At 64.0% G+C, this 19,432-nt stretch carries 17 protein-coding genes; 6 read left to right on the top strand and 11 right to left on the bottom strand.

Annotated features, from left to right (window positions below):
- The first annotated feature begins 391 nt into the window (after nt 1-391).
- The 3 genes from O5O54_RS18835 to O5O54_RS18845 are packed head-to-tail and all read left to right on the top strand — an operon-like array spanning nt 392 to nt 1,821.
- On the top strand, nt 392-1,069 hold the full coding sequence (locus tag O5O54_RS18835; protein ID WP_279483389.1) for a class I SAM-dependent methyltransferase: 678 nt from the start codon (nt 392-394) through the stop codon (nt 1,067-1,069).
- 16 nt (nt 1,070-1,085) lie between these two features.
- Nucleotides 1,086-1,484, top strand: a complete 399-nt coding sequence (locus tag O5O54_RS18840; protein WP_279483390.1) for a helix-turn-helix transcriptional regulator — start codon at nt 1,086-1,088, stop codon at nt 1,482-1,484.
- Complete coding sequence (locus O5O54_RS18845; protein WP_279483391.1) at nt 1,468-1,821, top strand: helix-turn-helix transcriptional regulator; 354 nt, start codon at nt 1,468-1,470, stop codon at nt 1,819-1,821. Before O5O54_RS18840 ends, O5O54_RS18845 begins: the two co-directional genes overlap by 17 nt.
- A gap of 37 nt (nt 1,822-1,858) precedes the next feature.
- On the opposite strand, the gene O5O54_RS18850 is transcribed toward O5O54_RS18845, so the two are convergent.
- Entirely contained in the window at nt 1,859-2,203 is a 345-nt protein-coding gene (locus O5O54_RS18850) for a hypothetical protein (RefSeq protein ID WP_279483392.1), read from the bottom strand.
- Nucleotides 2,204-2,211: 8 nt separating this feature from the next.
- Between O5O54_RS18850 and O5O54_RS18855 the strand changes: the two genes are divergently transcribed.
- Nucleotides 2,212-2,436 (top strand): hypothetical protein, encoded by a 225-nt coding sequence (locus tag O5O54_RS18855; protein ID WP_279483393.1) that lies wholly within the window; start codon nt 2,212-2,214, stop codon nt 2,434-2,436.
- 169 nt (nt 2,437-2,605) lie between these two features.
- On the opposite strand, the gene O5O54_RS18860 is transcribed toward O5O54_RS18855, so the two are convergent.
- The 4 genes from O5O54_RS18860 to O5O54_RS18875 form a co-directional block, all read right to left on the bottom strand.
- The gene (locus O5O54_RS18860; RefSeq protein ID WP_279483394.1) at nt 2,606-4,255 is read right to left on the bottom strand and encodes a flagellin; all 1,650 of its coding nucleotides are present in this window, start codon (nt 4,253-4,255) and stop codon (nt 2,606-2,608) included.
- Between the two features lie 103 nt (nt 4,256-4,358).
- The gene (locus O5O54_RS18865) at nt 4,359-5,312 is read right to left on the bottom strand and encodes a hypothetical protein (RefSeq protein ID WP_279483395.1); all 954 of its coding nucleotides are present in this window, start codon (nt 5,310-5,312) and stop codon (nt 4,359-4,361) included.
- A gap of 118 nt (nt 5,313-5,430) precedes the next feature.
- Nucleotides 5,431-5,883, bottom strand: a complete 453-nt coding sequence (locus O5O54_RS18870; protein ID WP_279483396.1) for a hypothetical protein — start codon at nt 5,881-5,883, stop codon at nt 5,431-5,433.
- Nucleotides 5,884-5,917: 34 nt separating this feature from the next.
- Nucleotides 5,918-6,850 (bottom strand): N-acetylmuramidase family protein, encoded by a 933-nt coding sequence (locus tag O5O54_RS18875; RefSeq protein ID WP_279483397.1) that lies wholly within the window; start codon nt 6,848-6,850, stop codon nt 5,918-5,920.
- A gap of 478 nt (nt 6,851-7,328) precedes the next feature.
- Here O5O54_RS18875 and O5O54_RS18880 point away from each other — a divergent pair, with 478 nt between their 5' ends.
- Together O5O54_RS18880 and O5O54_RS18885 are read left to right on the top strand one after the other, a co-directional pair.
- Nucleotides 7,329-7,589 carry a DUF6894 family protein gene (locus O5O54_RS18880; RefSeq protein ID WP_279483398.1) on the top strand — a complete coding sequence of 87 codons (261 nt, stop codon included), beginning with the start codon at nt 7,329-7,331 and terminating at the stop codon, nt 7,587-7,589.
- A gap of 742 nt (nt 7,590-8,331) precedes the next feature.
- A complete protein-coding gene (locus O5O54_RS18885; RefSeq protein ID WP_279483399.1) occupies nt 8,332-8,613 on the top strand; it encodes a hypothetical protein in 282 nt (93 codons plus the stop codon).
- A 659-nt stretch (nt 8,614-9,272) separates the two neighbouring features.
- On the opposite strand, the gene O5O54_RS18890 is transcribed toward O5O54_RS18885, so the two are convergent.
- From O5O54_RS18890 to O5O54_RS18915, 6 genes are all read right to left on the bottom strand, one after another.
- The gene (locus O5O54_RS18890) at nt 9,273-9,833 is read right to left on the bottom strand and encodes a hypothetical protein (protein WP_279483400.1); all 561 of its coding nucleotides are present in this window, start codon (nt 9,831-9,833) and stop codon (nt 9,273-9,275) included.
- A 754-nt stretch (nt 9,834-10,587) separates the two neighbouring features.
- Nucleotides 10,588-10,995: a hypothetical protein gene (locus O5O54_RS18895; protein WP_279483401.1), complete on the bottom strand. Its 408-nt coding sequence runs from the start codon at nt 10,993-10,995 to the stop codon at nt 10,588-10,590.
- 1 nt (nt 10,996) lies between these two features.
- A complete protein-coding gene (locus O5O54_RS18900; RefSeq protein ID WP_279483402.1) occupies nt 10,997-11,452 on the bottom strand; it encodes a hypothetical protein in 456 nt (151 codons plus the stop codon).
- Nucleotides 11,452-12,318 (bottom strand): hypothetical protein, encoded by an 867-nt coding sequence (locus O5O54_RS18905; RefSeq protein WP_279483403.1) that lies wholly within the window; start codon nt 12,316-12,318, stop codon nt 11,452-11,454. Before O5O54_RS18905 ends, O5O54_RS18900 begins: the two co-directional genes overlap by 1 nt.
- Before the next feature lie 10 nt (nt 12,319-12,328).
- Nucleotides 12,329-13,906, bottom strand: a complete 1,578-nt coding sequence (locus tag O5O54_RS18910) for a hypothetical protein (protein WP_279483404.1) — start codon at nt 13,904-13,906, stop codon at nt 12,329-12,331.
- Between the two features lie 9 nt (nt 13,907-13,915).
- Nucleotides 13,916-19,405 (bottom strand): phage tail length tape measure family protein, encoded by a 5,490-nt coding sequence (locus O5O54_RS18915; RefSeq protein ID WP_279483405.1) that lies wholly within the window; start codon nt 19,403-19,405, stop codon nt 13,916-13,918.
- Nucleotides 19,406-19,432: the final 27 nt, after the last annotated feature.

Here is a 19,432-nt window from a genome sequence, read left to right on the forward strand (position 1 = left end):
GGTCAAGGTGCGAGCGTGCACACTGCGCACCCTCCCCTGCATGCGAGTCTCTTACCAAGCGGTAATCGACCCATGCCAAAGGACGTATGCATAACGGCATACCCCAGAGCAAGCGTGTTCCGTATCAGATGCTCCGCCACCTACTTTGTGTGATGCACAAGCGCCACACGGCAAGACAGGTTCGGTTAAGGTTCCGAGATTTCAACACAATTCCCCGAACCCGTGGGTTTCAGGGCTTCTGGCTGCCAGCGGGATGGATTTGTGACGGCTTGACCCCGCTAAGTGCCCCCCTGACACTCAGCGTTGCAGCATCAATTTCGCGCAGCTGCACTCGAAAAGCGTGATGATCAGCTCTAGCCGCGATGTCTAAGCGGTCAATGACGAGAGGTCCATGTCCCTCCTGCCCTACGATAACGTCGCAAGAAGGCTCGTCGCACTTCAATGCCACCGTGACACAGCGGGCGGCAATGTAAGCGAAATAGGCGCCCTGCAGCGAGACCATCTCGTTGCCGATGGCCTTCGTCCCAGCGACAAGCTGGTTGATTTCGGCTGCGACTCTCCCGGTGTAAAAATCGCTCTTTCGTCTTATCTCAATTCTGGTAACATTTATGGTATTGATTATATAGCGGCGCTACTCGCTGATGGCTATGACCCGACACCCAGCTATCATGCTTTAACGGGTCGCCCTAAGCTAAGGAACGTCGGCAACGAGCGAAATTTCCTTTCACCGTTCGAAGGAGTGTTATTCGACGCTGCGCTGGCGCGAGACGTCTTTACACACCTGCCAATTAATCACTTGCGTCTGTGCCTTGCTAGCTTGCATCCTCGCATGCGCACGGGCGGGCGCTTCTATTGCAGCCTCTTTATTGCGCAAGACGATGTCGACTTTAGCGCCTCAATTCGACAGCCGCCACACGGCGAGGTCGAGACCTTCTCCTACTGCGATCCGTTCCACGTATGGGAACGAGACATCCACTTCGCGATGGAAGGCCTCGCTTGGCGTCTGGACGGCATCCATTCTTGGAACCACCCGCGGGGTCAGCAGATGGCCCACTTCGTCGCGGTCTAGCGTCGAGGAAGGCACCATGATGGCCGAGGGCATCGAGGTTCACCTGGGCAAGCGCGTTCTCGAACGCCGCCAGGAACTGAGCTGGAGTCAGAACGGTCTCGCGAAGGAACTCGGCATCAGCACGCCGCAGCTCCGGAAGTACGAGGCCGGCGCAAACCGCATCGGCGCGGAGACGCTCTACAAGCTCGCGATCCTCCTCGACGTCGAAGTCGGCTATTTCTACGAGGGACTGCCAGGTGTCGAGGCGCGCGGCTCGATCCGCAAAGGCCAATGGTCGATCGTCAAGCACGCCGAGAGTTTGGAGGCGATCTCCGACGCGGAGGTGCGCAAGATCCTCCTGGCGCTGATCGACCGCGCAACCCCACCGACCATGAACGCTGAGCGGGAAGGCGGGCGCCGTGCCGAAAACCCCTAGCAGCATTCATCTCGGATCCAACCTGCGCGACCTTCGCCAGCAGGCCGGCCTGACGATGGCTGAGCTGGGTGAAAAACTTGAGATCCCCCATCAGCAGATTCAGCGATACGAGACCGGCCTCAATGCGATGAGCGCGAGTATGCTCTATCGATTGAGCCAAGCGCTCGGCTGTGACGTTCGGAGGTTCTACGCCGGCCTCGAGGAGAACCCCGAGATCGAGCGGACCCATAACCTGCATTGGACGACGCTGGAAATGGCGGAGCGTCTGGAGGCGCTGCCGGAGGGTGAATTGAAGGACGGGCTCAAGCTCGTGATTTCAGCCCTCGGCAACAGCTAGGCGAGCCCGTCACCGCTGAAGGCGGAATGACCGCGCCTCACATCGCCACGTCCTTCCAGACCGGCCGCCGCACGATGCGGATGGAATGCAGCCGGCGCAGCACCTTCCCCTCCTTTTCAGACGCCGCCATGTTGCGTCCCTCGACTTCCATGTAGTCCGGTCGACCGCACTCCTCGCATTTCAGGCGCCGACGCAGGCCGTCGATCTCGACATCACCCAGCAGCAGACGCATGTCGCCAGGGTCGTAGTACCGCACCTGCCGGCAGAAGTTGCAGGTGACACGGATGACTAGGCCGAGCTGTTGAGCGCGGTGCAGAAACAGGCCATCGTTATCGCGCGAGGGCATCGAGAACGGATAGAGAACGCCGCGATGATTCGACAAGGCCGATCATGAGCGATGACCGACATCCCTCCCGGCCGGGGGCCGACGACCCGATCGCCTACGCGGACTGGTGCACGCGCAAGGAAACCCGCGAGTACGTCGGAGCCCGGTTGATGCTGATCGCGCGTGGCGTGGTCCCTGGTCCCGATCCCATCCAGCAGCTCGCCGAACTGGAGATCATCGACATCGTCACCGGCCGCGGGTCGATCAAGGATGGCAACTGTCCAACGTAGAAATCTGCGGGTCGTCGCAGAAACCGACACGATCGGTAGCGGTCCTTTCCCAAACCGTGCGTCCGCCAGAACAAACACGGAAAGCCCCCGAACCGTTCGGTCCGGAGGCTCATTCCCAAACAGTTCCTTCGGCCTGGAGGCCGAAGGTCCCGTATCGAGGCTTTTGAGATTAGCCGCGGAAGAGCGACAGGACGTTCTGCGCCGACTGGTTGGCGATCGACAGAGCCTGCACACCGAGCTGCTGCTTGACCTGCAGAGCCTGGAGCTTGGTGGACTCCTCGTTCATGTCGGCGTCAACGAGGCCGGACACGCCCTTGTCGATCGTGTCCATCAGCGTGGTCACGAAGTCCTTCTGGAGCTCGATGCGCTTGCTGATCGCGCCCAGCGTCGAGGCCGACGCAGTGACCTTCGACAGCGCCGTATTAACGCTGTTGAGGTAGGTCGTCAGCTTGGCGCGGCTGGCCGTGGTGACGTCCAGCGTCAGGATGCTCGTGCCGCGGCTTGCCGAAGCAACGGCGGTGCTCATCGTCGTCGCACCGGCCGCATGGAAGTCCACGTTCGCGCCGTCAACCTTTGCTTTCAGACCGGTGATGCCAGCCTGCGAGAGGGCCGTGTTGATCACTTTCGCATAGTCGTCGGCGTCGGAGATTTCGCCTGCTGGCGACAGACCAGAAGTCGCCAGCACGGTGGCCTGAGTGACGCTGAACTCCTTGGCGACGCCGTTCACAGTCACCTTGAAGTCGATCGAGTCGTTCCCATCGAGAAGGATCTTACCCGAACCAAACGCAGTGCCGTCCGTCTTAAGGCCCGCCGAGACGCCCGCGGTGGGCGTGTCAGCGACCATGCCACCATCGGCGGGCGCATTTCCAAGAACTACCGAGATGGTCTGGTTGTCGTTGCTGTCGATGCTTTCGAGCAGCACATTGTTGGCGTCCACCACCGTGACCGTGATGAGGGTCGACAGCGCCGGTGCACCCGACTGAGGAACAGCATTGTCGATCAGCGTCTTCACAGCGGCTGTCGTGCCGTTGGCCGCAATGTTGTTCGCACCGCTGATCGTGTAGTTGTAGCCATTTACGGTGATCGTGGCGTTCAACGTCTGCGCATTGGCGGTGTCCACAGCGAAGCCCGATAGATTGGCGCTTGCCTTCGCGGCGGTGACGGTAGTGCCCGAAGCCACGGCTTCGATGCCACCGATCAGCTGGTTACCGAGCTTGCCGCCGTCCAGGATGCCTTCCTTGGTGCCGCTGGCATCCGTCAGGGCGAAGGAGCCCGAGGCGATCTTGATCGTGTCGAGCGTCACCGCACCGGACTTGTCGCGGTTGAACGAGGAGACGACCGTCTTCTCGGCGAGGTAGGACGACGACGAGGAGTCAATCGCCAGCCAGTTCTCGCCCGAGAAGCTCGAGGCCCCGGCGATCGCGGTCAGCTGCTTCTGCAGCTCCTTGATCTCGCTCTGGAGCGCGACCTTGTCGGCCGCGTCACCGCTGGCGGCGACGATCTTCTTCTTAATCTCGTCGAGGACGTCGGCGGCCTGGTTCAGGCCCTCGTAGGCAACGTCGACGGTGGCGCCGCCGAGGCCGAGCGCGTCGGAGACCGACGACAGGGCCTTGTTGTCGGACTTGAGGGTCGTGGAGATCGACCAGTAGGCCGCGTTGTCCTTGGCCTCGCCGATGCGAAGGCCGGTCGAGATACGCGCCTGAGTCGCGTCGAGATCGCGGTTGCTGGCCTGCAGCGTGCGGAGAGCGGACTGAGCGGCGCCGTTGAAGTTAACAGAAGACATGTATTTCTTGTCCCGTAAAAGATACTGGTGGGACATGACGGATCGAACCGTCGAACCGAAGCAGTGGCCTCATGCCTGCGATCGTTACTCTTGATCGCTGCCGGTGAAGGCAAACTACCTCCGGTCTCTGAAGAAATTTCTAACGCCAAGCCACCCGTTTGGGCGGAGCGATCATTTCGTAGAGGCGGGTCATCCACCCTTCCATGAGCGCTACATGTCCTTGGGCCGGCTCCGCCTTACAACCGAAGAGAATACGCTCGACAAGGGCATCGACCCGTTCGTCCTTGAGCCCGCGCAGCGAAGTGATTCCCGTCCAGGCGAGATCCGTCGGCTTGATGTCTTGGCGGGGCAGGAGCTTGTCGGTGACCTCGTAGATCGAGGCATACGAAAACGACCGCTTGGGATCGCCTTTCTGTCCGTTCTCGGGAAACACCAATTCGGTCGGTTCGGTGCGGTTGCAGAAATCGCCGAGAGCGATGGCGCGCTGCAAGAGTTCCGCTGCGTACTTCGGCATATGCACGAAGTGGCGGGCGCCATCGCTGTCCGCATTCACCCAAATACTGCGCTCGAAGTCGATGTCGGCCCGGCGCAGATGCAGGAGATTGGCGATCGGCTGGAGCGTGATCGCTGAAACCAGAATGGCCAGACACGGCCCACGATCGACCACGGCGCCGCCTTCGGCACCCATCCGGTAGGCATCGAAGGCCGCCCGGAACTCTCGATCGTTCAGGGCTCTGTCGCGGCGAGTAATCGATGGCGCCTTCAGCTTGCGGGTCCGGAACCGTTCGATGATCCCCTTCCAAACGCCGAACTTTTCCACGTCAACGAAGAAACTCTTGAGACCTTCAGCAGCGGTTTCAGCACCGGATGCGGCGGCGGCGTCGATCAGCGCCTGCATGTCCCGCGTGTCCAGCCCGGCAAACGACAGGCGGCGAAAGTCGCCTGGAATGTAGCTGTCGATCAGCGAACGCTGGATCGTGAGGTTCAGATGCTTCTTCGCGATGCCTTCGGCACTGTGCGTGCCATCTGCAGCGCAGTCGAGGTACCAGTTGTAGACCTGTCCCACCTTCGGATCGTCGCCATCACGCAGCATGGGCATGTCCTTTTCAATCAAGGCATGTGCATGACATCCCAGCCTTTCGTCGGGCTGGGAGGACAGCGCGTTCCCATCGAGCCCGTTACGAGACTGGCCGACGCTCGAAAATGAGATGCTATCCCGGCGGCACCGGGCCAAGTGCAGCCCGGCGCCCAGGCGCCTGCATTTCCAGCCGCTGGGTCAGAACGGCCACGTTCGTTGCGAGACCGCCGACCGCCTGGTTGATTTCACGCAGGCCCGCGCTGATGTTCGCGAGGGAAGCGTCCACCCTGGCGTTGGTGGCCTTCAGCGCTTCCTCCACCGCCTGCACGCGGAAGCGGACCTCGTCATAGGCCGCAAGCCGCCGGTCCACCTCCACGATCCGCGTGTCGCGCTTCAGCACCAGCTCGGCCTGTGAGATCTTCAAGCCGCCGATGTCGCGGGTATTGGTGTTGACCTGTTCGCGCAAGGTGAACCAGCCGGTCACGGCGACGGCGAGGACGCCGCCGATCGCGATCATGGTGGACACATTGATGGTCCAGTCGAACTTCGGAGTGTTCATCGGGGCGCCCTCGCCTTCGGTGCTCATTCTCTGAAATGCCTTTCGGGTATGCTGGGATGCGTCAGGCGACGGCGTTGCGCGGCGCGTACCAGGCGGCGAGACGCGCCCCGATCGCCGAGACGGCGGCTGTCAGGAGGATCACCGTCTCCGGATCGGCAGCGACCTCGTGCGGGATCCAACCGAACTTTGCCGCCAGCAGCAAAAGCGGCGCGACGATAATCGGTCCAAGGGTGGCGCCGTTGGCCTTCGCGTTCGGGCCGCCGGTGGGGACGGGGACGACCGGGGGCGCCTCGATCGGAGGCCCGCTGTTGTGCCCGATCGTCGCCGCCGGCTCCGGACGCGGCGCCGGGACCGGCACGCTGATCACCTCGTCGGCCGGCGACCACGGCGTATCCCGGATCTTCGACCACCGATCGAACGCCGCCTTGAGCTTGGTATGGTAGCCGTGCTCGGCATACTGCGGCCCGTTGTAGCCCCGCGCGAAACCCGCCCAGTCACGCGCCCGCAGCTCGTCGTCGAGCTTGGCCGACAGGATGAAGTTGACCATCCCCTCCAGGTGCTTGTCGGCGTCGTCGAGGAAGTCGAGCACCATGTCCTGCACGGTGTCATACCCGAGCATGGCGTGGTTCTCGCCGAGGATCTGCCCGAGCCCCCAGGAGCCGGACTTCAGCGCCGCCGTCTCGTCGATCGCCATCGCCTGCAGGAGGCGCGGGTAGCTGTCCTTCGGATAGTTGCCGCGGATCCACTTGGCATAGGCCAAGCCCTCGCGAGCGGCGCGGTCGCGCTTTGCGCCGGGACCGAGGTTCTTCCAGAACCGGTGCGGCTCGAACAGCATCTTGGGCCGCCCGCGCGCGTCCCAGGCGCCGCCAGCGGCCTCGACGTCGATCACGGCGTGGATCTCGTCCTCGCCGACGCCGATGCGATGGCCGAGGCGGGGAAGGTCGATATCGTCGAGCGGGCGCGCGGCGCCGCGGAAGCCGTTGAAGCGGTCCATGGGAAATCTCCGGACATGAAAAAGGCGCCTCACGGGCGCCGGGGGAGGAACAGATGCAGCCTCAATCACTTGGCTTAGAAACAGAGCCAGCGAGATGACGCGGATGCGGAAACGGAAAAAGGCCATTAAGGCCGTGCGCTACGGTCTGCTGGGCCTGAGCGTAGGGCTACTCGTGGTCCTTGGGCTCATCTTCATTGGCGACGCGAAACAGGATCCCGCAGCGCGAGAAGCGGAGCGAGTCCAATCGGCGCAGGAGCGCGTTCAGGAAGTCACGCCTAATTCGGTGCCGGCTGCGCCAGCACAGCAGTGAGTACCGCGCTCGTCATGGCGCTGAAGCGCAATGTCCTGATACGTGGAGAGGGTTCACCGCACGCCAGCTGAATGGTTGCCATCCCAGCTTTCAGTGCCAGCTGGTACGGTTCAAGCGTTGCTTTTGGTCTCTGCTTGCAGTTTTTTGCCCGCAGGAAGGAGGCTGAGAATGCCACGCTTCAAGTTCAATCTCTTCACCGGGAGTGAGGTCATCAGCGACCCCGAAGGTTCAGAGATGCCAAACCTCGAAGCCGCTACGCGCAAGGCGATCGGAGACTGCCGAACATTCGCGAGCAATGAGCTGAGAGCCGGGCGTCCGTTTCCCGTATGGGCCGCGATGGAAATTTGCGACGAGAACGGCAGGGTGCGTCACATCGAATGGGTGAAGGACTTGATCCCCACAGCCGCCACGCATATTCCAACGGAGTGAGCCTAGCGGAGCGCTATTGGTTCACAGTGGCTTTGCCGGGTGGGCAGATTGGAAACATGGCATCCGATCGCTCACAGGCTACGGGCAACAAATCTTTAAGCGGAACGTGATGTCATGCTCGGCAGTCGAGCGTGTTGCGTTAAGCTCGACCGTGACGAGGCGCCGGGTTTGAAGACACCCCGGCGCCTTTCTCGTTTCGACCGTTCAGATCCGCAGCAACGCTGAAACCGTTCTGCGCTAAACTATGCTTCCCTTACGGTCGGAAACGCCGCATTGTAATAAAACCTTACGTAACAAACGTGCGCATTGCCAGATCTGAGGGTAGACAGGGCCATAACCTCTGGGTGTATCCTACACGTCAGTCAGGGGAAGCGGTTATGAGTTCATTCGCTACACTTATTGGATGCGTGCTTCTTGCGAACCTCGCAGCGGTGGCAGGCGTAATATTTGCATTAGTTGGTACTAATGATCGATCCGAGCACACTAGCCCTCCTGACAAACAGAAACATTAATCCTCGCCCGTACGAGCATCAGGCACACAGTCATGTGTCAGCACTACGCACTTATCCCACCGCTAAGCGTGAATTGCATCGCCGCCATCACTCGCGCGTCACAAGATCATATGCGGCACATATTGTATCGTGCCCGAACTACCTAGTCTAACACATTTGTGACCCGCACGGACGTGCTTTACTAACAACCGACCGGATATTGGGAGATGAAACTCCACCGGATAAGGTCGATGATGACGCTGATCACGAATGCGAGCTGGACCGCCGCATCAGAGCGCTCCGTCAAGGCTACACCGATGCCCGAAGCCCTTCATCCAGCCCTGCAGGAAGAACCGCAGTTGCCTTCGGTTTGGTTCGCTTTCGCGGCGACAGTCATTGGTGGCTTGAGCGAGGTGATGGCTCAGCGGCGACGTCCAATTAGCGTGACCCAAACAACGCTGAGTGCGGAAAAGGGAACATCCGCCGGAGCTGCATTATCTGAGCTTGGGTGCGGCGAAGATCGCCGTAGGTGATGGTCCGCCGACTTCCATCAAACGTCTGACAAATGACGTGTGCCTCCTCGTCCGACCATGGGCTTGCCGAAACTCCCCTTATCCCGTGCGCCAAGGCATTCCGTATCAGCCGCGCATCTTTCAGTTCATGGAGGATTGGATAGTCCGGATCGCTACTATCAACTTGCGCGAGCGAACGTTTCCAATCGAAGCCCTCCCTGACCATTTGGGTTTCAAGGAAGCCCCAGAGAAGTAGCGTCCGTCCAACTTCGGTGAGAAGCGCCTCTACATCTGGACCTAGGTCACCCATCTCTTGATCTCACTGCCTCCCGGTTTTTGCCTGCACATATCCTAACGTAACTCAGGATTGCGGGAAGTCGATTTGGCGGTGAGCCGTGACCACAGATTTGATTGACTACAAACAGGGAAACCGGTCAGATATTCGCATCGCGAAGCGAACTGCCCAGTACGACGCGAAGACCCGTCCGGCCTGCACACACCCGGACGGGTCGACCTTTAGCCGGCGGGCGTCACGAGGATTGACAGCCAGCCTTACGATGCATCACCATACTGCATCGCACAGTCCTCCCGGACATCTTTGCGAAGACCCGCTCGGCTTGCGGACGACTGTCCGAGCGGGTCGCCCATGACCGTCTATGGGCGCGATAGGCGCCGCCGCCTCAAACGGTCGGCCAAGCCTCAATCACAGCCGCCTTGCCCTTCGGCAGATACCCGCCAGCAGCCAGCGCATCGAGCGAGCCGCGCGTGATCGGATCGTCACGCTCGACTGCTTCGGCCATCTGGTATTTGATCCAAAAAGCCGCGAAGGCTGGGTTGTCCTTCGCCTCAACGAGCATGGCGTCTGTCATCCCGCCGGCGGACTGTGCCAGGACGATGAACTGGAGTCGCCCGAGCGTGGTGGGACGCGGTTCAGGTACGGATGGCAGAGCGGCAATCTCCTCCGCCGTCAGGTCGCGCAGGATCGGGGTCGCCGAGACACGCTTTGCCTCAGCGTCGAGCGTCACGGCGAATTCTCCGGTCGCAACCTTCTTCCGGGCGTCGAACTCGACCGGCAGAAGGTCTGCCGGCCAGAAGCCGACGTCTTCGAATTGCTCAGGCACAGGATCGAGGGCGGCGGGCAGGTTGGCGAGTGTAACGAGGTCAAGACCTTGGAGTTCAGTAGGCAGACCGGTAGGCGTGCCGGCTTCAAGCGTTGCGAGGGTGACGCGCGAATATATCATTAGGCAATCCTCTCGATGCGAACGATTCCGTTGCCGCCATTGCCTGTCGCCCCAGGGTTTGTCTGGTATGCGTTGGTGCCGCCGCTGCCGGCCCCATTGAAGACCGAGGCAGAGCCTAGATTGGCTCCGTCCCTTGCATCGCTTCCGGTTCCACCTGGCAAGCCTACAAGCCCCGGTGCCCCGGCTCCGCCACCCGCAACGTAAGCGCTACTCAATCCTGCGGTAGAACCTTTACCGCCAAGGCCTCCGGCCGGGCCAAGCCCAGGCGCTCCATCGCTCGGTGTGTATTGGTTCATCCACTGCCCGCCTGCCGAACCGTTGAGGTTGAGGTCACCACCGTTTGCTTGCCCGCCCGCGCCGCCAGAAGCGGTCCCCGGTTCTCCGCCATAGCAATAGAGGTCAATCCCAGGGCCGGTAACGTAAGAAGTACTGCCGGCCCGACCGTGTCCGTTGGATACGCCCGATCCACCTTTGCCAACACAAAGCTGCAACTTCGCGCCAGCGGAGAGTTTTAGCGTTTTCTGCGCTAACGCACCGCTGCCGCCGCCGGCTGTTACGGTGTTGCCGCTCGCCGATCCGCTCCCGCCACCTGCGCGGGCGGTAATCCTATATGTTCCATTCTCGACAATGAAAAATGGAATTGAAACGTCAAACTCGTTGGCGAAATCGAGGAGCCAGGGCTTGAACACAGCCCCAGCTCCTATGGCTTGGGGCTGCATCCCCTGATCGTAGGTCGGTGACATTCCGAACATGGTCAGAAGTCCTCGCCCTCGACAGTGACGACGATACCCGCCGCGACCGCGACGCCGGCAGCGAAATATAGTCGCTCGTTCGACTGAAGCGAAAGCGGCTGCGCGAAGTTGATGCCGAAGTCCGTGACCGGCGTTGCGGTCGTCTGGTTCATCGTATAGGCCGCCATGAGAGCCGAGCCGGCATAGGTCAGCGTCGCCCCGCCATCGGTCGAGCGATACATCTGCAACTGGTTTGCCGTGTTAGTCGCGCGGGGGATGGCCGTCGCCCGACGGACGAGCGATCCGTCTGGCCCGGCCGTGAAGGCGAGCACGGCGTTCGCGGCATCGCCATAGGTGGTCTTCGCCGCCGAGAGGACGGCGACGCCGGTCTTCTTCGTCTTGGTGAATGCAGCGAGGTTCGAGAGGGCCATGTTAGCGGACTCCGGTCAGGGCGAAAGCTTGAGAAAGGATCAGGGCACGGGAGGGAAAGTCGGCTTCCACGGCACTGACGCGGCCCGTCAGACCGTTCACCGCTTGCTCGACATCCTGTTCGATATCCGCGGCGAGCTGTTCATAGCCGATCGCCGTCTTGATATGATCGGCGGTGACGACGCCTGAGCGCCCAACCACCGAAACCACAGGCCCAGCCTCGATCGCCTCGACGGCAGTTTCGATCCGCTCCGCACTGGCGTGCGCCGTAGCGGCCATCTCCCCGGCATACCGCGCCACGACGCCGAGATCGTCGGCGAGCGGCATCAGGTTGACCGCATGCCCGTCTTCGTCGAACCCATAAGGGTTGGACGCCACGTTGTAGGCGCGAACGTTGTATTGCGGGATCCGCGTGAAGGCCAAGTCCTCACGCGGCGTGGTCGGGCGGGGTGCCGCCATCAGATCAGCTCCTCGGCTACGAGCGATGCGCTCATGTGTTTGTGGAAGGCTTGTTCCAGCGGCGTCGGCTCGCGCAGATGCGCACAGAAGGATCGCCGCTGGAGATTGCGGATGTCGTCGGGGTCGGGGATCACCATCACCTCATCAGTGATGCCGAGCCGGGCCGTCATGTCGAACCAGCGGGAGAACTCCCGCCGCTCGCGCAGCATGTCGAAGGCGAACTCCATCCGCCGCCGTTTGCCGCGCCGGTCGAAAAAGCGCGTGCCCCCGAGCGACTGCGTCATCCGGCTTTCGTCCTGGACGCTGAGGGCGGCGCCAAACATGTAGTTGTGCGGCGGGTCGAAGGCCGGGCCGAGGAATACCTTGCCGACATCCACGAACCCGTCTCCGTTAGACGGATCGTCGAACACGACGCGCCAGAAGCGCGCCGTCCAGTTCCGGCCGAACAGGCAGAACGCCGCCGTGGTGGTGATACCGAGATCCTCCACCAGCGGCTTGCCGGAAAACCAGTTCGGGTGCGACCAGGCCAGATCCCGCGTGCGGAACAACCGGGGATAGACCTCGACCGGTTCGGCGCCCGGGTTGAACACGATGTCGGTGAAGGCCGCGTCGTGCGCGCCCTGCACGATCAGCCGCGCCCCTGTCGAAAGGTTGTGGCCAAGGACGACGAGACCCCCAACCTGGCGCGGACGGTCCAGTGCGAAGGAGACCCTCGTCTTCTTAGGATCGAGCCCGGTGGAGCGAGCGACATGCCCGAGCACCGGATCGTGCAGAGCGTCGATCGACAGATCGCCCGCCTGCCACCCGCCGGCGGGCGACGACAGGTCCGCGAGATAGGCGAGGTTCGGAAACAGAAGCCGCATCATCGCGATCGTGTCACCCCCATAGATCCAGTGTCGTGACGCCGTCGCCGAGGTCCTCGCGCATCCCGACGATGGTGAAGAGCTTGCCGTCGTCCATGCCGAAGCGCGGCAGGCGAAGCCGCACGACGTCGCCGAGATCGAGATCGCCGGCATAGCGGCTGGGTACCGGCACGTCGTAGCGGTCGCGCTGGCGGCCATAGAGCGCCATGCGACGCGTCGCTTCGGCCTTGGCCGCCGCCTTGTCGACGAGAAGGGTCTGGAACGAGAGCTTCGGCGCCAGCTTGTGCAGCTCGGCCGTCGCGTCGTCCTTCACCTCTTCCTGCCGCCATTCCTTGGTGACGAAGGCCACGAAGTCGGGATTGGTCTCCCGCGTCGAGCCCGACAGGCTGTCCTCCGCCATCACCGCGTGGTTCAGCGAATGCTGCACGGTGATCGACTTCGCCGGCAAACCGCCGCCGCTGTCGCCCGTTGCCAGACGCTGAATGCCCGTGCCGTTCGCCTCGACGATCTCGACATGCGTGAAGGTCCGCTTCGGCTCGCCCTTCGGCGCGTCGAACCGCACCAGGCGAAACACGCCGAGGCGGTCGGGCGAGATCGAGGCGCCGATGCTGTCGAGGATCGCGCTGATCGCCGCCAGCATGTTGACCGAACTCGCGCCTGGCCAGAACTGCACCTCGGCGCTGTTGGCGGCATCCAGCGCAGCAATGTCGCTGTCGAGGAAGTCTACCCCCGGCACCAAGCCGGCGCGCTCCATCAGGATGCGGCGGACCACCTTCCCTGCCGTCCGGTCAGCCGGCGCCGCCCCCTCGACGGCCTCCACCGTGATCGTCCCTTGCGTCGTCTCCGGGCCGAGCCGAATGAGGCCAAGCGCCAGGCACGTGGCATAGAACCCGCCGGCTATGGTGGAAGCCAGCAGGGCGGCGAGGGTCGGATAATCCTGCCCCGTCGCCGTCAGCGGCTCCCCGGCGTCGCGAACGGTGCGCACGGCGGACAGCTTGTGGCCAACGCCGTAGACTTGGTCGAACCGGTTGACGAGAACCGGCGCGACGAGCTTCGGCGCGCCGTAGAGGATCGCCCGTGGGGCGTCCTTCAGGTTCTCGTCACCCTCCGCCTCGATCATGCCCCCGGCGATCGTCGTGCCGGCATAGACCGCCTCCTGGATCGGCTTGTCGAGGATGGCGAGCCGAGTGCGGATGCGAAGGCGGATTTCTTCCCACGTCACGTCGACCTGTTCCACCGTGCCGCGGAACACCGCCTGCCGTGTCCCGAAGCGGGCGCGGGCGTTGGGAAGGCTCCAGATTGTGAGATCGTAACCGTCGAAGGCGTACTCGAGGAGACGGTCGAGGCCGCCGTCCGAATTGTTCAGAAGGATCTCGCCCCGATCCACCTCCGCCGCCCCGGTGGTGCGGCCCTGGCCACCGAACAGGGCGCGGCGATAATCCCCGGTCGAGTTGATCCGGGGCTGGTAATGCACGTTCGGCACGTCGTCGTCCGGCCGGGTGTTGTACCCGGCCGGGCCGACGCAGAACCGGAACACGGTGGCGGCACCGCTCTGCCGGTGCCGCCCCCCGAGGTCGATCAGGTACTGCATGGATCTCCCTCACGCTGCGAGGTCGAGCGCCTGCTTGACCTTTCCGAGGAGTTGGTTGGTCTTCTCGATACGCTCCCGCGTTTCCTGGCCGGAGGCGTAGACGATGTCGCCGAGGCGCCGCAGCTCGCTCTGGAGCTGCATGTCCGCAGCGCTGCCGGAATTGGCCGCCCGCAAGGGGCGCGCCCGCTCCGGCACCACGACGGCGGGCAGACGCCCGGTGCGGTTGATTTCGTCGAGCGTGGACACGCCGAGCGCGGCGACAGCCGCCGCGCGCAGCATGTATTCTCCGTTCGACGCGTTCACCGGCACCGAGTCCGAAGTGGACGTCCCCGGCCCGGTGATCAGCCCGCCACCGGCACGGTTGATGCCGATGTACTGCTGGATCACCCCGATCACGGCAGCGAGCTGTTCCGCCGGCAGGCTCTCGCGCCACGAGCGGAAAGGATCGCTCCCGTCCGCCTGGAAGCCGTAGTTGCCGGTGTAACGAAGGCCGAGCTGCCGAATGCCAGCGTCGATCGCACGGTTGCGCTCCGGGTTCGCCCCGAAGGTCCGATTGCCGTCCACCTGCTTCTGTAGCTCCTTCTCCGCCTTCTCGGCCGCGATCCACTCGCCCATGAGCGTGGCGAGCGACTTCGTGTTGTCGTCGATCGCCTCCAGGAAGGACGCCTGGGTTTTCATGTAAGCGAGTTCGGCGCTCGCCTTGGCGTCGGCCGACTTCAGCGTGCCCTGCACCTCGTCGAAGACGCGATAGAAGGCCTCGCTCGACGCGTAGTAGTCCCGCGCCGCATCCAGATACTCCTGGCTGACGCCGAGGAGCTTCTGCTGCGCCTCCGGATCGCCGGAGGCCGCCAGCGCCGCGACGTCCCGGAACGAGGCCGCCGCGGCATCTACCTTCGCCTTGCCCGACAGGGGCGACGTGTCGGAGAGGTTCATGCCCGACACGAACTCGCGCAGGGACTTCACCCAATCCACCGTCCGCTGGTAGGCGGACTGGAGCTTGGCTTCCGCATCGGCCCGCGCCGCCGTGAGTTCGGTGAGGCGGCTTTCCAAGAACGCCTGGTAATTCTCCTGCACCTGTTCCGTCGTGACGGTGACAGCCTCGGAGAAGGACTTCACCACCCCGGCCAGCTCGGGGAACTTCGCCACCAGGGCATCGAAGGCCGAGCCGGTCAGTTCCGACCCGTTGACGATGTCCTGCGCGGCCAGCTTGAACCAGTCCATCACAAGGGATGGATCTTCGTTCAGGAGAGCTGCGTCCGCGAGCATGGTGTCACGGACCTTCAGAAGCTCCGCGACATCGTTGAGGTAGCCGACGCCCGACAGGTCGTTGATGCGCGCCTTGATGTCCTCGACGAACGTCTTGCGCACCCGATCGATCGCCTGGGTCAGCCGATCGTTGATGTCGGCCGCCGCCTTGAGGGACGTATCCCCCAACTCGACCAGCACCGACACGAGCCCCGCCGCCGTGCCCCTGAGACCCTGCAGGGCATTGCCGACGTCGGACACGGTCTTGTCCGTGAACAGCATCGACAGGGCGTATTCGCGCGAGGCCTCCTTCGCCTTGCGGACATTCTCCTCCCGCTCGGAGCGTGTGCGCTCCTCGATCGCGTCATACTCGGCCGAGTAGCGGGGATCGACGACGTCGCCGGTTCCCATCCAGGCCTCGCCGTAGGCGACCTTCACGTCGTCCACGAACTGCTGGACCTTGGTCTTCAGCTGCGCGGCCGCGTCACGCCCCTTGGAGAAAGCGTTGTCGATGCCGAGCCCGCTGGCCAGGCTTTCCAGGGCGGGCGCGAAGCCCTCCCGGAACTTGTCGATTTCCTTGTGCCAGGCCTCCGAGATCTTGATGAACGTGTCCGACCACTCGGCCGACGAATTGCCCGAACCCATCTTCCAGGCCTTCGAGCCGACGTCGATGAAGCCGCGCAGCGTGTTCCACCGTTCAGACATGAAGGCGCGCAGGTTGCCCGTCTCCTCGCCGGAGAGGGATTTCTTGAACGCCTGGTACTGAGGCTGGACCTCCGCCCATTTGTCCGCCGCCTGCTGGTGAGCGGCCTTGCGCTGGGCACGACCGCCGAGAACACCGCCAAGGGCACCCGCCGCCAGGCCGATCAGCCCGCCGATCGGGCCACCGGCCATGAAGCCGCCGAGCGCGCCCTGCAGTCCCCCCATGACGGGGGAGCCGCCCTGATAACCGGCTGAGAAGCCACCGAGACCGGCGGACAGCCCGCCCATGGCGCTGAAGCCCGGATACTGGACGCCGAGGATCGACCCCGCCTGGCTGAAGCCGTTCCACCCCGTCGCATTGCCGGCGGCATCGGTACGGATCGTCGGGCGCGACGTCGGAACGGGAATGTTCCCGAGCCGGCGCTGCGCGTCCACGACGCCCTCGGACGTGCCCTTGCGGATCACGCGCGTGTCGTTCGTGGATGAGGCGGTGTTCTGGCCGAGCACCCCGGCCCGATAGGCGCCGAGGATCTCGCCCTCACCGACCCGGCGGAAGCCCTCCCATTCATTACGCAGGCCGCTCGCGCTGGCACCGCGCCGCTGCGCGAGCGTCAGCGCCAGACGGTCCTGCAGCTCGGGCGAGTACAGCTGCGACCCGTCGAGCCCCAGCTCCTCGCGCAGGCCTCGAAGGGTGGTGCGGACGATCTGGTAGGCGCCGAGCGCCGAGGAATTGTAGGTGTTCCCCGGATGCCGCAGCATCGACGTCTGAAGGGCGTCGATCTGATTGAGCGTCATGCCCGTCAGATTGCGCTCGCCACCCGTGAACCGGCCATACGCCAGCGACGTGTTGTAGCCGTTGGCCCCCGCCGTCCCCTCCGCCCGCCGGATCAGATCCAGAAAGGCGTTGCCGGCGCGCGCGACGGTCGTGCTGGCCGTTGCCGGCAGCGAAACCGTGACAGGCGCCAGCGGCGCGCGGTCTACACGGCCGACAGGGGCCGCGAAGGTCCGCTCGACGGAGGAGCTACGCGACGGGGCGCTGAGAAGCTGCCCGATCGCCCCCGTCGCCTGCGCGACCGTCGAGCCGCCCTGCCCGCCCGTGCCGAAGAGACCTGCGAAGATCTGATCGAAGCCCTTTTGAGCGAGACGGTTGCCGAGCTGCGCGAAGGCGCCGACGAAAGTTTCCAGGATGCCCTTGCCGGATGACAGCGACGAGAAGAAGCTGCCGGCGGCCTCGCGCAGGTCGTCGAAGGCCTCCGTCTGCCGATCCAGCACCGTTTCCATCGACGCGATCTGGCGGGCGTTCTCGACATAGCTCTGCCCCCAAGCGCTGTTGAGGTCGATCCCCTGCCGGCGAAGCTCCATCTCCGCCTGAAGCGTCGCGAGCGCCTCGCGACGGGCATCGTCGTTCAACCCGATCAGGCCGATCTCGGCCTGCAGGCGACGCATCTCTTCCTCCTGCGCGGAGAACAGCGAGCGGCGCACCGTGGCGTCGAGCGTCTCCAGTTCGAGGTTGCGAGCCTCAGTCAGATCGCGAACGGCGGCCTCGGACCCCTCGGCCAGGCGGATTTGCTCGGCATACTGCGCGTTCACCGCGGCGACCTCGGCGGCATAGCCGTCCAGCCCAGCCTGTTCCCGGCCGATGCGGGCCTGACGCAGCGCCTCCGCCGCCTCGCTCTCGGCCTGCGCGTACACCATGACGGATGCCGCTGCCGCCCTGCGCTCGATCTCCTCCCTGTTCGCGCCCGGCTCAGACAGCGCCAGGCGCTCGCGCTGGGCCGCCAGAAGCGCCCGCTCTGCCACCGTCCGGGCGGTGATGCCCTGGACGTCCAGCTCGCGGCCCTGGCGAAGCACCTCCTCCTGGCGCTCGATTTCCTTGAGGGCAGCGAGACGCTGAGCCTCGGCCGTGTTCATCCGGCCCTCGATGGCGCGCGGATTGTCGTCGAGCGACCGAATGGCGGCCACACGCTCGCGATAGGCCTGTTCGATCTTCTGCCGCTCCGTACGGTTGTCCGGCAGGAAGCGGTCGAAGGCGTCCACCGCCTTCCGGTAGTTGTCGTTGGCGATCTCGCGCTTCTGTTCGCGGATCGCGTTGGTGATTGCCTTGATCCGGGCTTCCACCTCTTCCGCCTGCCGGGCGCCGTCGCGCATCCGCTCGCCGATCTCGCGCAGATCGTCGGGCAGCTGCTTGTCGAGAAGGATCCTCTCGACCTCCTCGCGCAGTGACTGCGCCGAGCGACGGCCCGCCTCGAACTCGGCGCCGAGATACCCGAAGGTACCCCGGTTTGTCTCGCCCTGTCCCATACGGAACAGCTCGCGCATGGGACCGAAGGGGTTCAGCGTTTCCAGCATGCCCGGCTTGCCGGCATCCACCAGCGTGTCGGCAAGGGCGGCTCTGGCGGCGACCTGTTCCTTCGCGAGAAGCGCGAGTTGGCGGCGCGCGTCCTCCGTCGACCGGATCATCTCCCGGTCGAAGATCCGGCCCATGACGGACCCGAGATCGCCCTGCGCCGTCTGCAACGTGCGGATCGAGGCCGCATAGGAGTTGGCGGCCTTCTCCGCCTTCTCCAAGTTGGCGGCCGTGTCGTTGCCGAAGTAGCGGGCGGCGAGCGCCGCTGCGCCGAGCGCCCCCATCACCAGCGTCGTCGGCGTCATCAGCCCCATCATGGTGGTGCCGATCGCCTTCAACGAGCCGCGCACGCCGCCGGGGCCGTCCTGCAGCGCCTGGACGATCTGGCCCGCCTGACTGGAGATGATCTGGAACGGGCTGGCGCCCATCGCCCACATCGTCAGGAGGTCGTTCGTCTGATACCCCAGGTTCTTCATCTGGTCCTGGGTCAGGCGGATGTTGTCGTTCGCGGTGGTGAGGCGCCGCGAGGTGTTGTCGTATTCCTTGTTCAGCTGCTGCGTGCGCAGGATCACCTCGTCGTCGGTGATCGCACCGGCAACCCGGAGCGCCTGAGCTTCGGCGAGTTCCGCATTCAGCTTGGCCTGCGCGGCCGTCAGCGGATCCAGCTCGGCGCGAAACCGCGCCGTGCGCTGCGCCAGGTCCTCGGCGGCCTTGGCCTGCGCGCGCAGGGCCTCCTGGCTTTCCTCCGCCTGTTTCAGCATGCCGCGCAGCATGGCGCGCGTCTGATCGTCGAAGCTCTTGGCGGCGCCGATCGCCGCCTTCATCGGCGAGAGGTCGACGTCGGGCGACAGCTTCGGCGCGACGGCGCGCTGGAACGTCCGCAGGAGATTGTCTACCGCGCCGTCCAGCGCCGCGACGTCGCTCTTGCCGTCATCGGCCGCGCGGCTGACGACGCGCAGGCCGCGCTCCAGAGCCTTCCATGCAGCGGGCGATCCTTCGAGGCGCTTCTGCAGCTCCTGGAACGCTGCGGTCGGATTGCGGATCGAACGCCCAGCTTCCTCGTACACGCGGGCGTTCTCGCCCGCCGCCTGACCAGCACGGGCATGCGCTGCCGCGAGGCCGTCGAGTGCCGTCTTGGTCTGGTCGATCCCCTCGGCCTTGCCACGGAAGACAAGCTCTTCGATGCGCGTTTCCGTGACGGCCATGGGAACTCCTATCGCGATGGGAAAGGC

Source organism: Aureimonas sp. SK2 (genome assembly GCF_029813115.1).
Classification (GTDB): domain Bacteria; phylum Pseudomonadota; class Alphaproteobacteria; order Rhizobiales; family Rhizobiaceae; genus Aureimonas.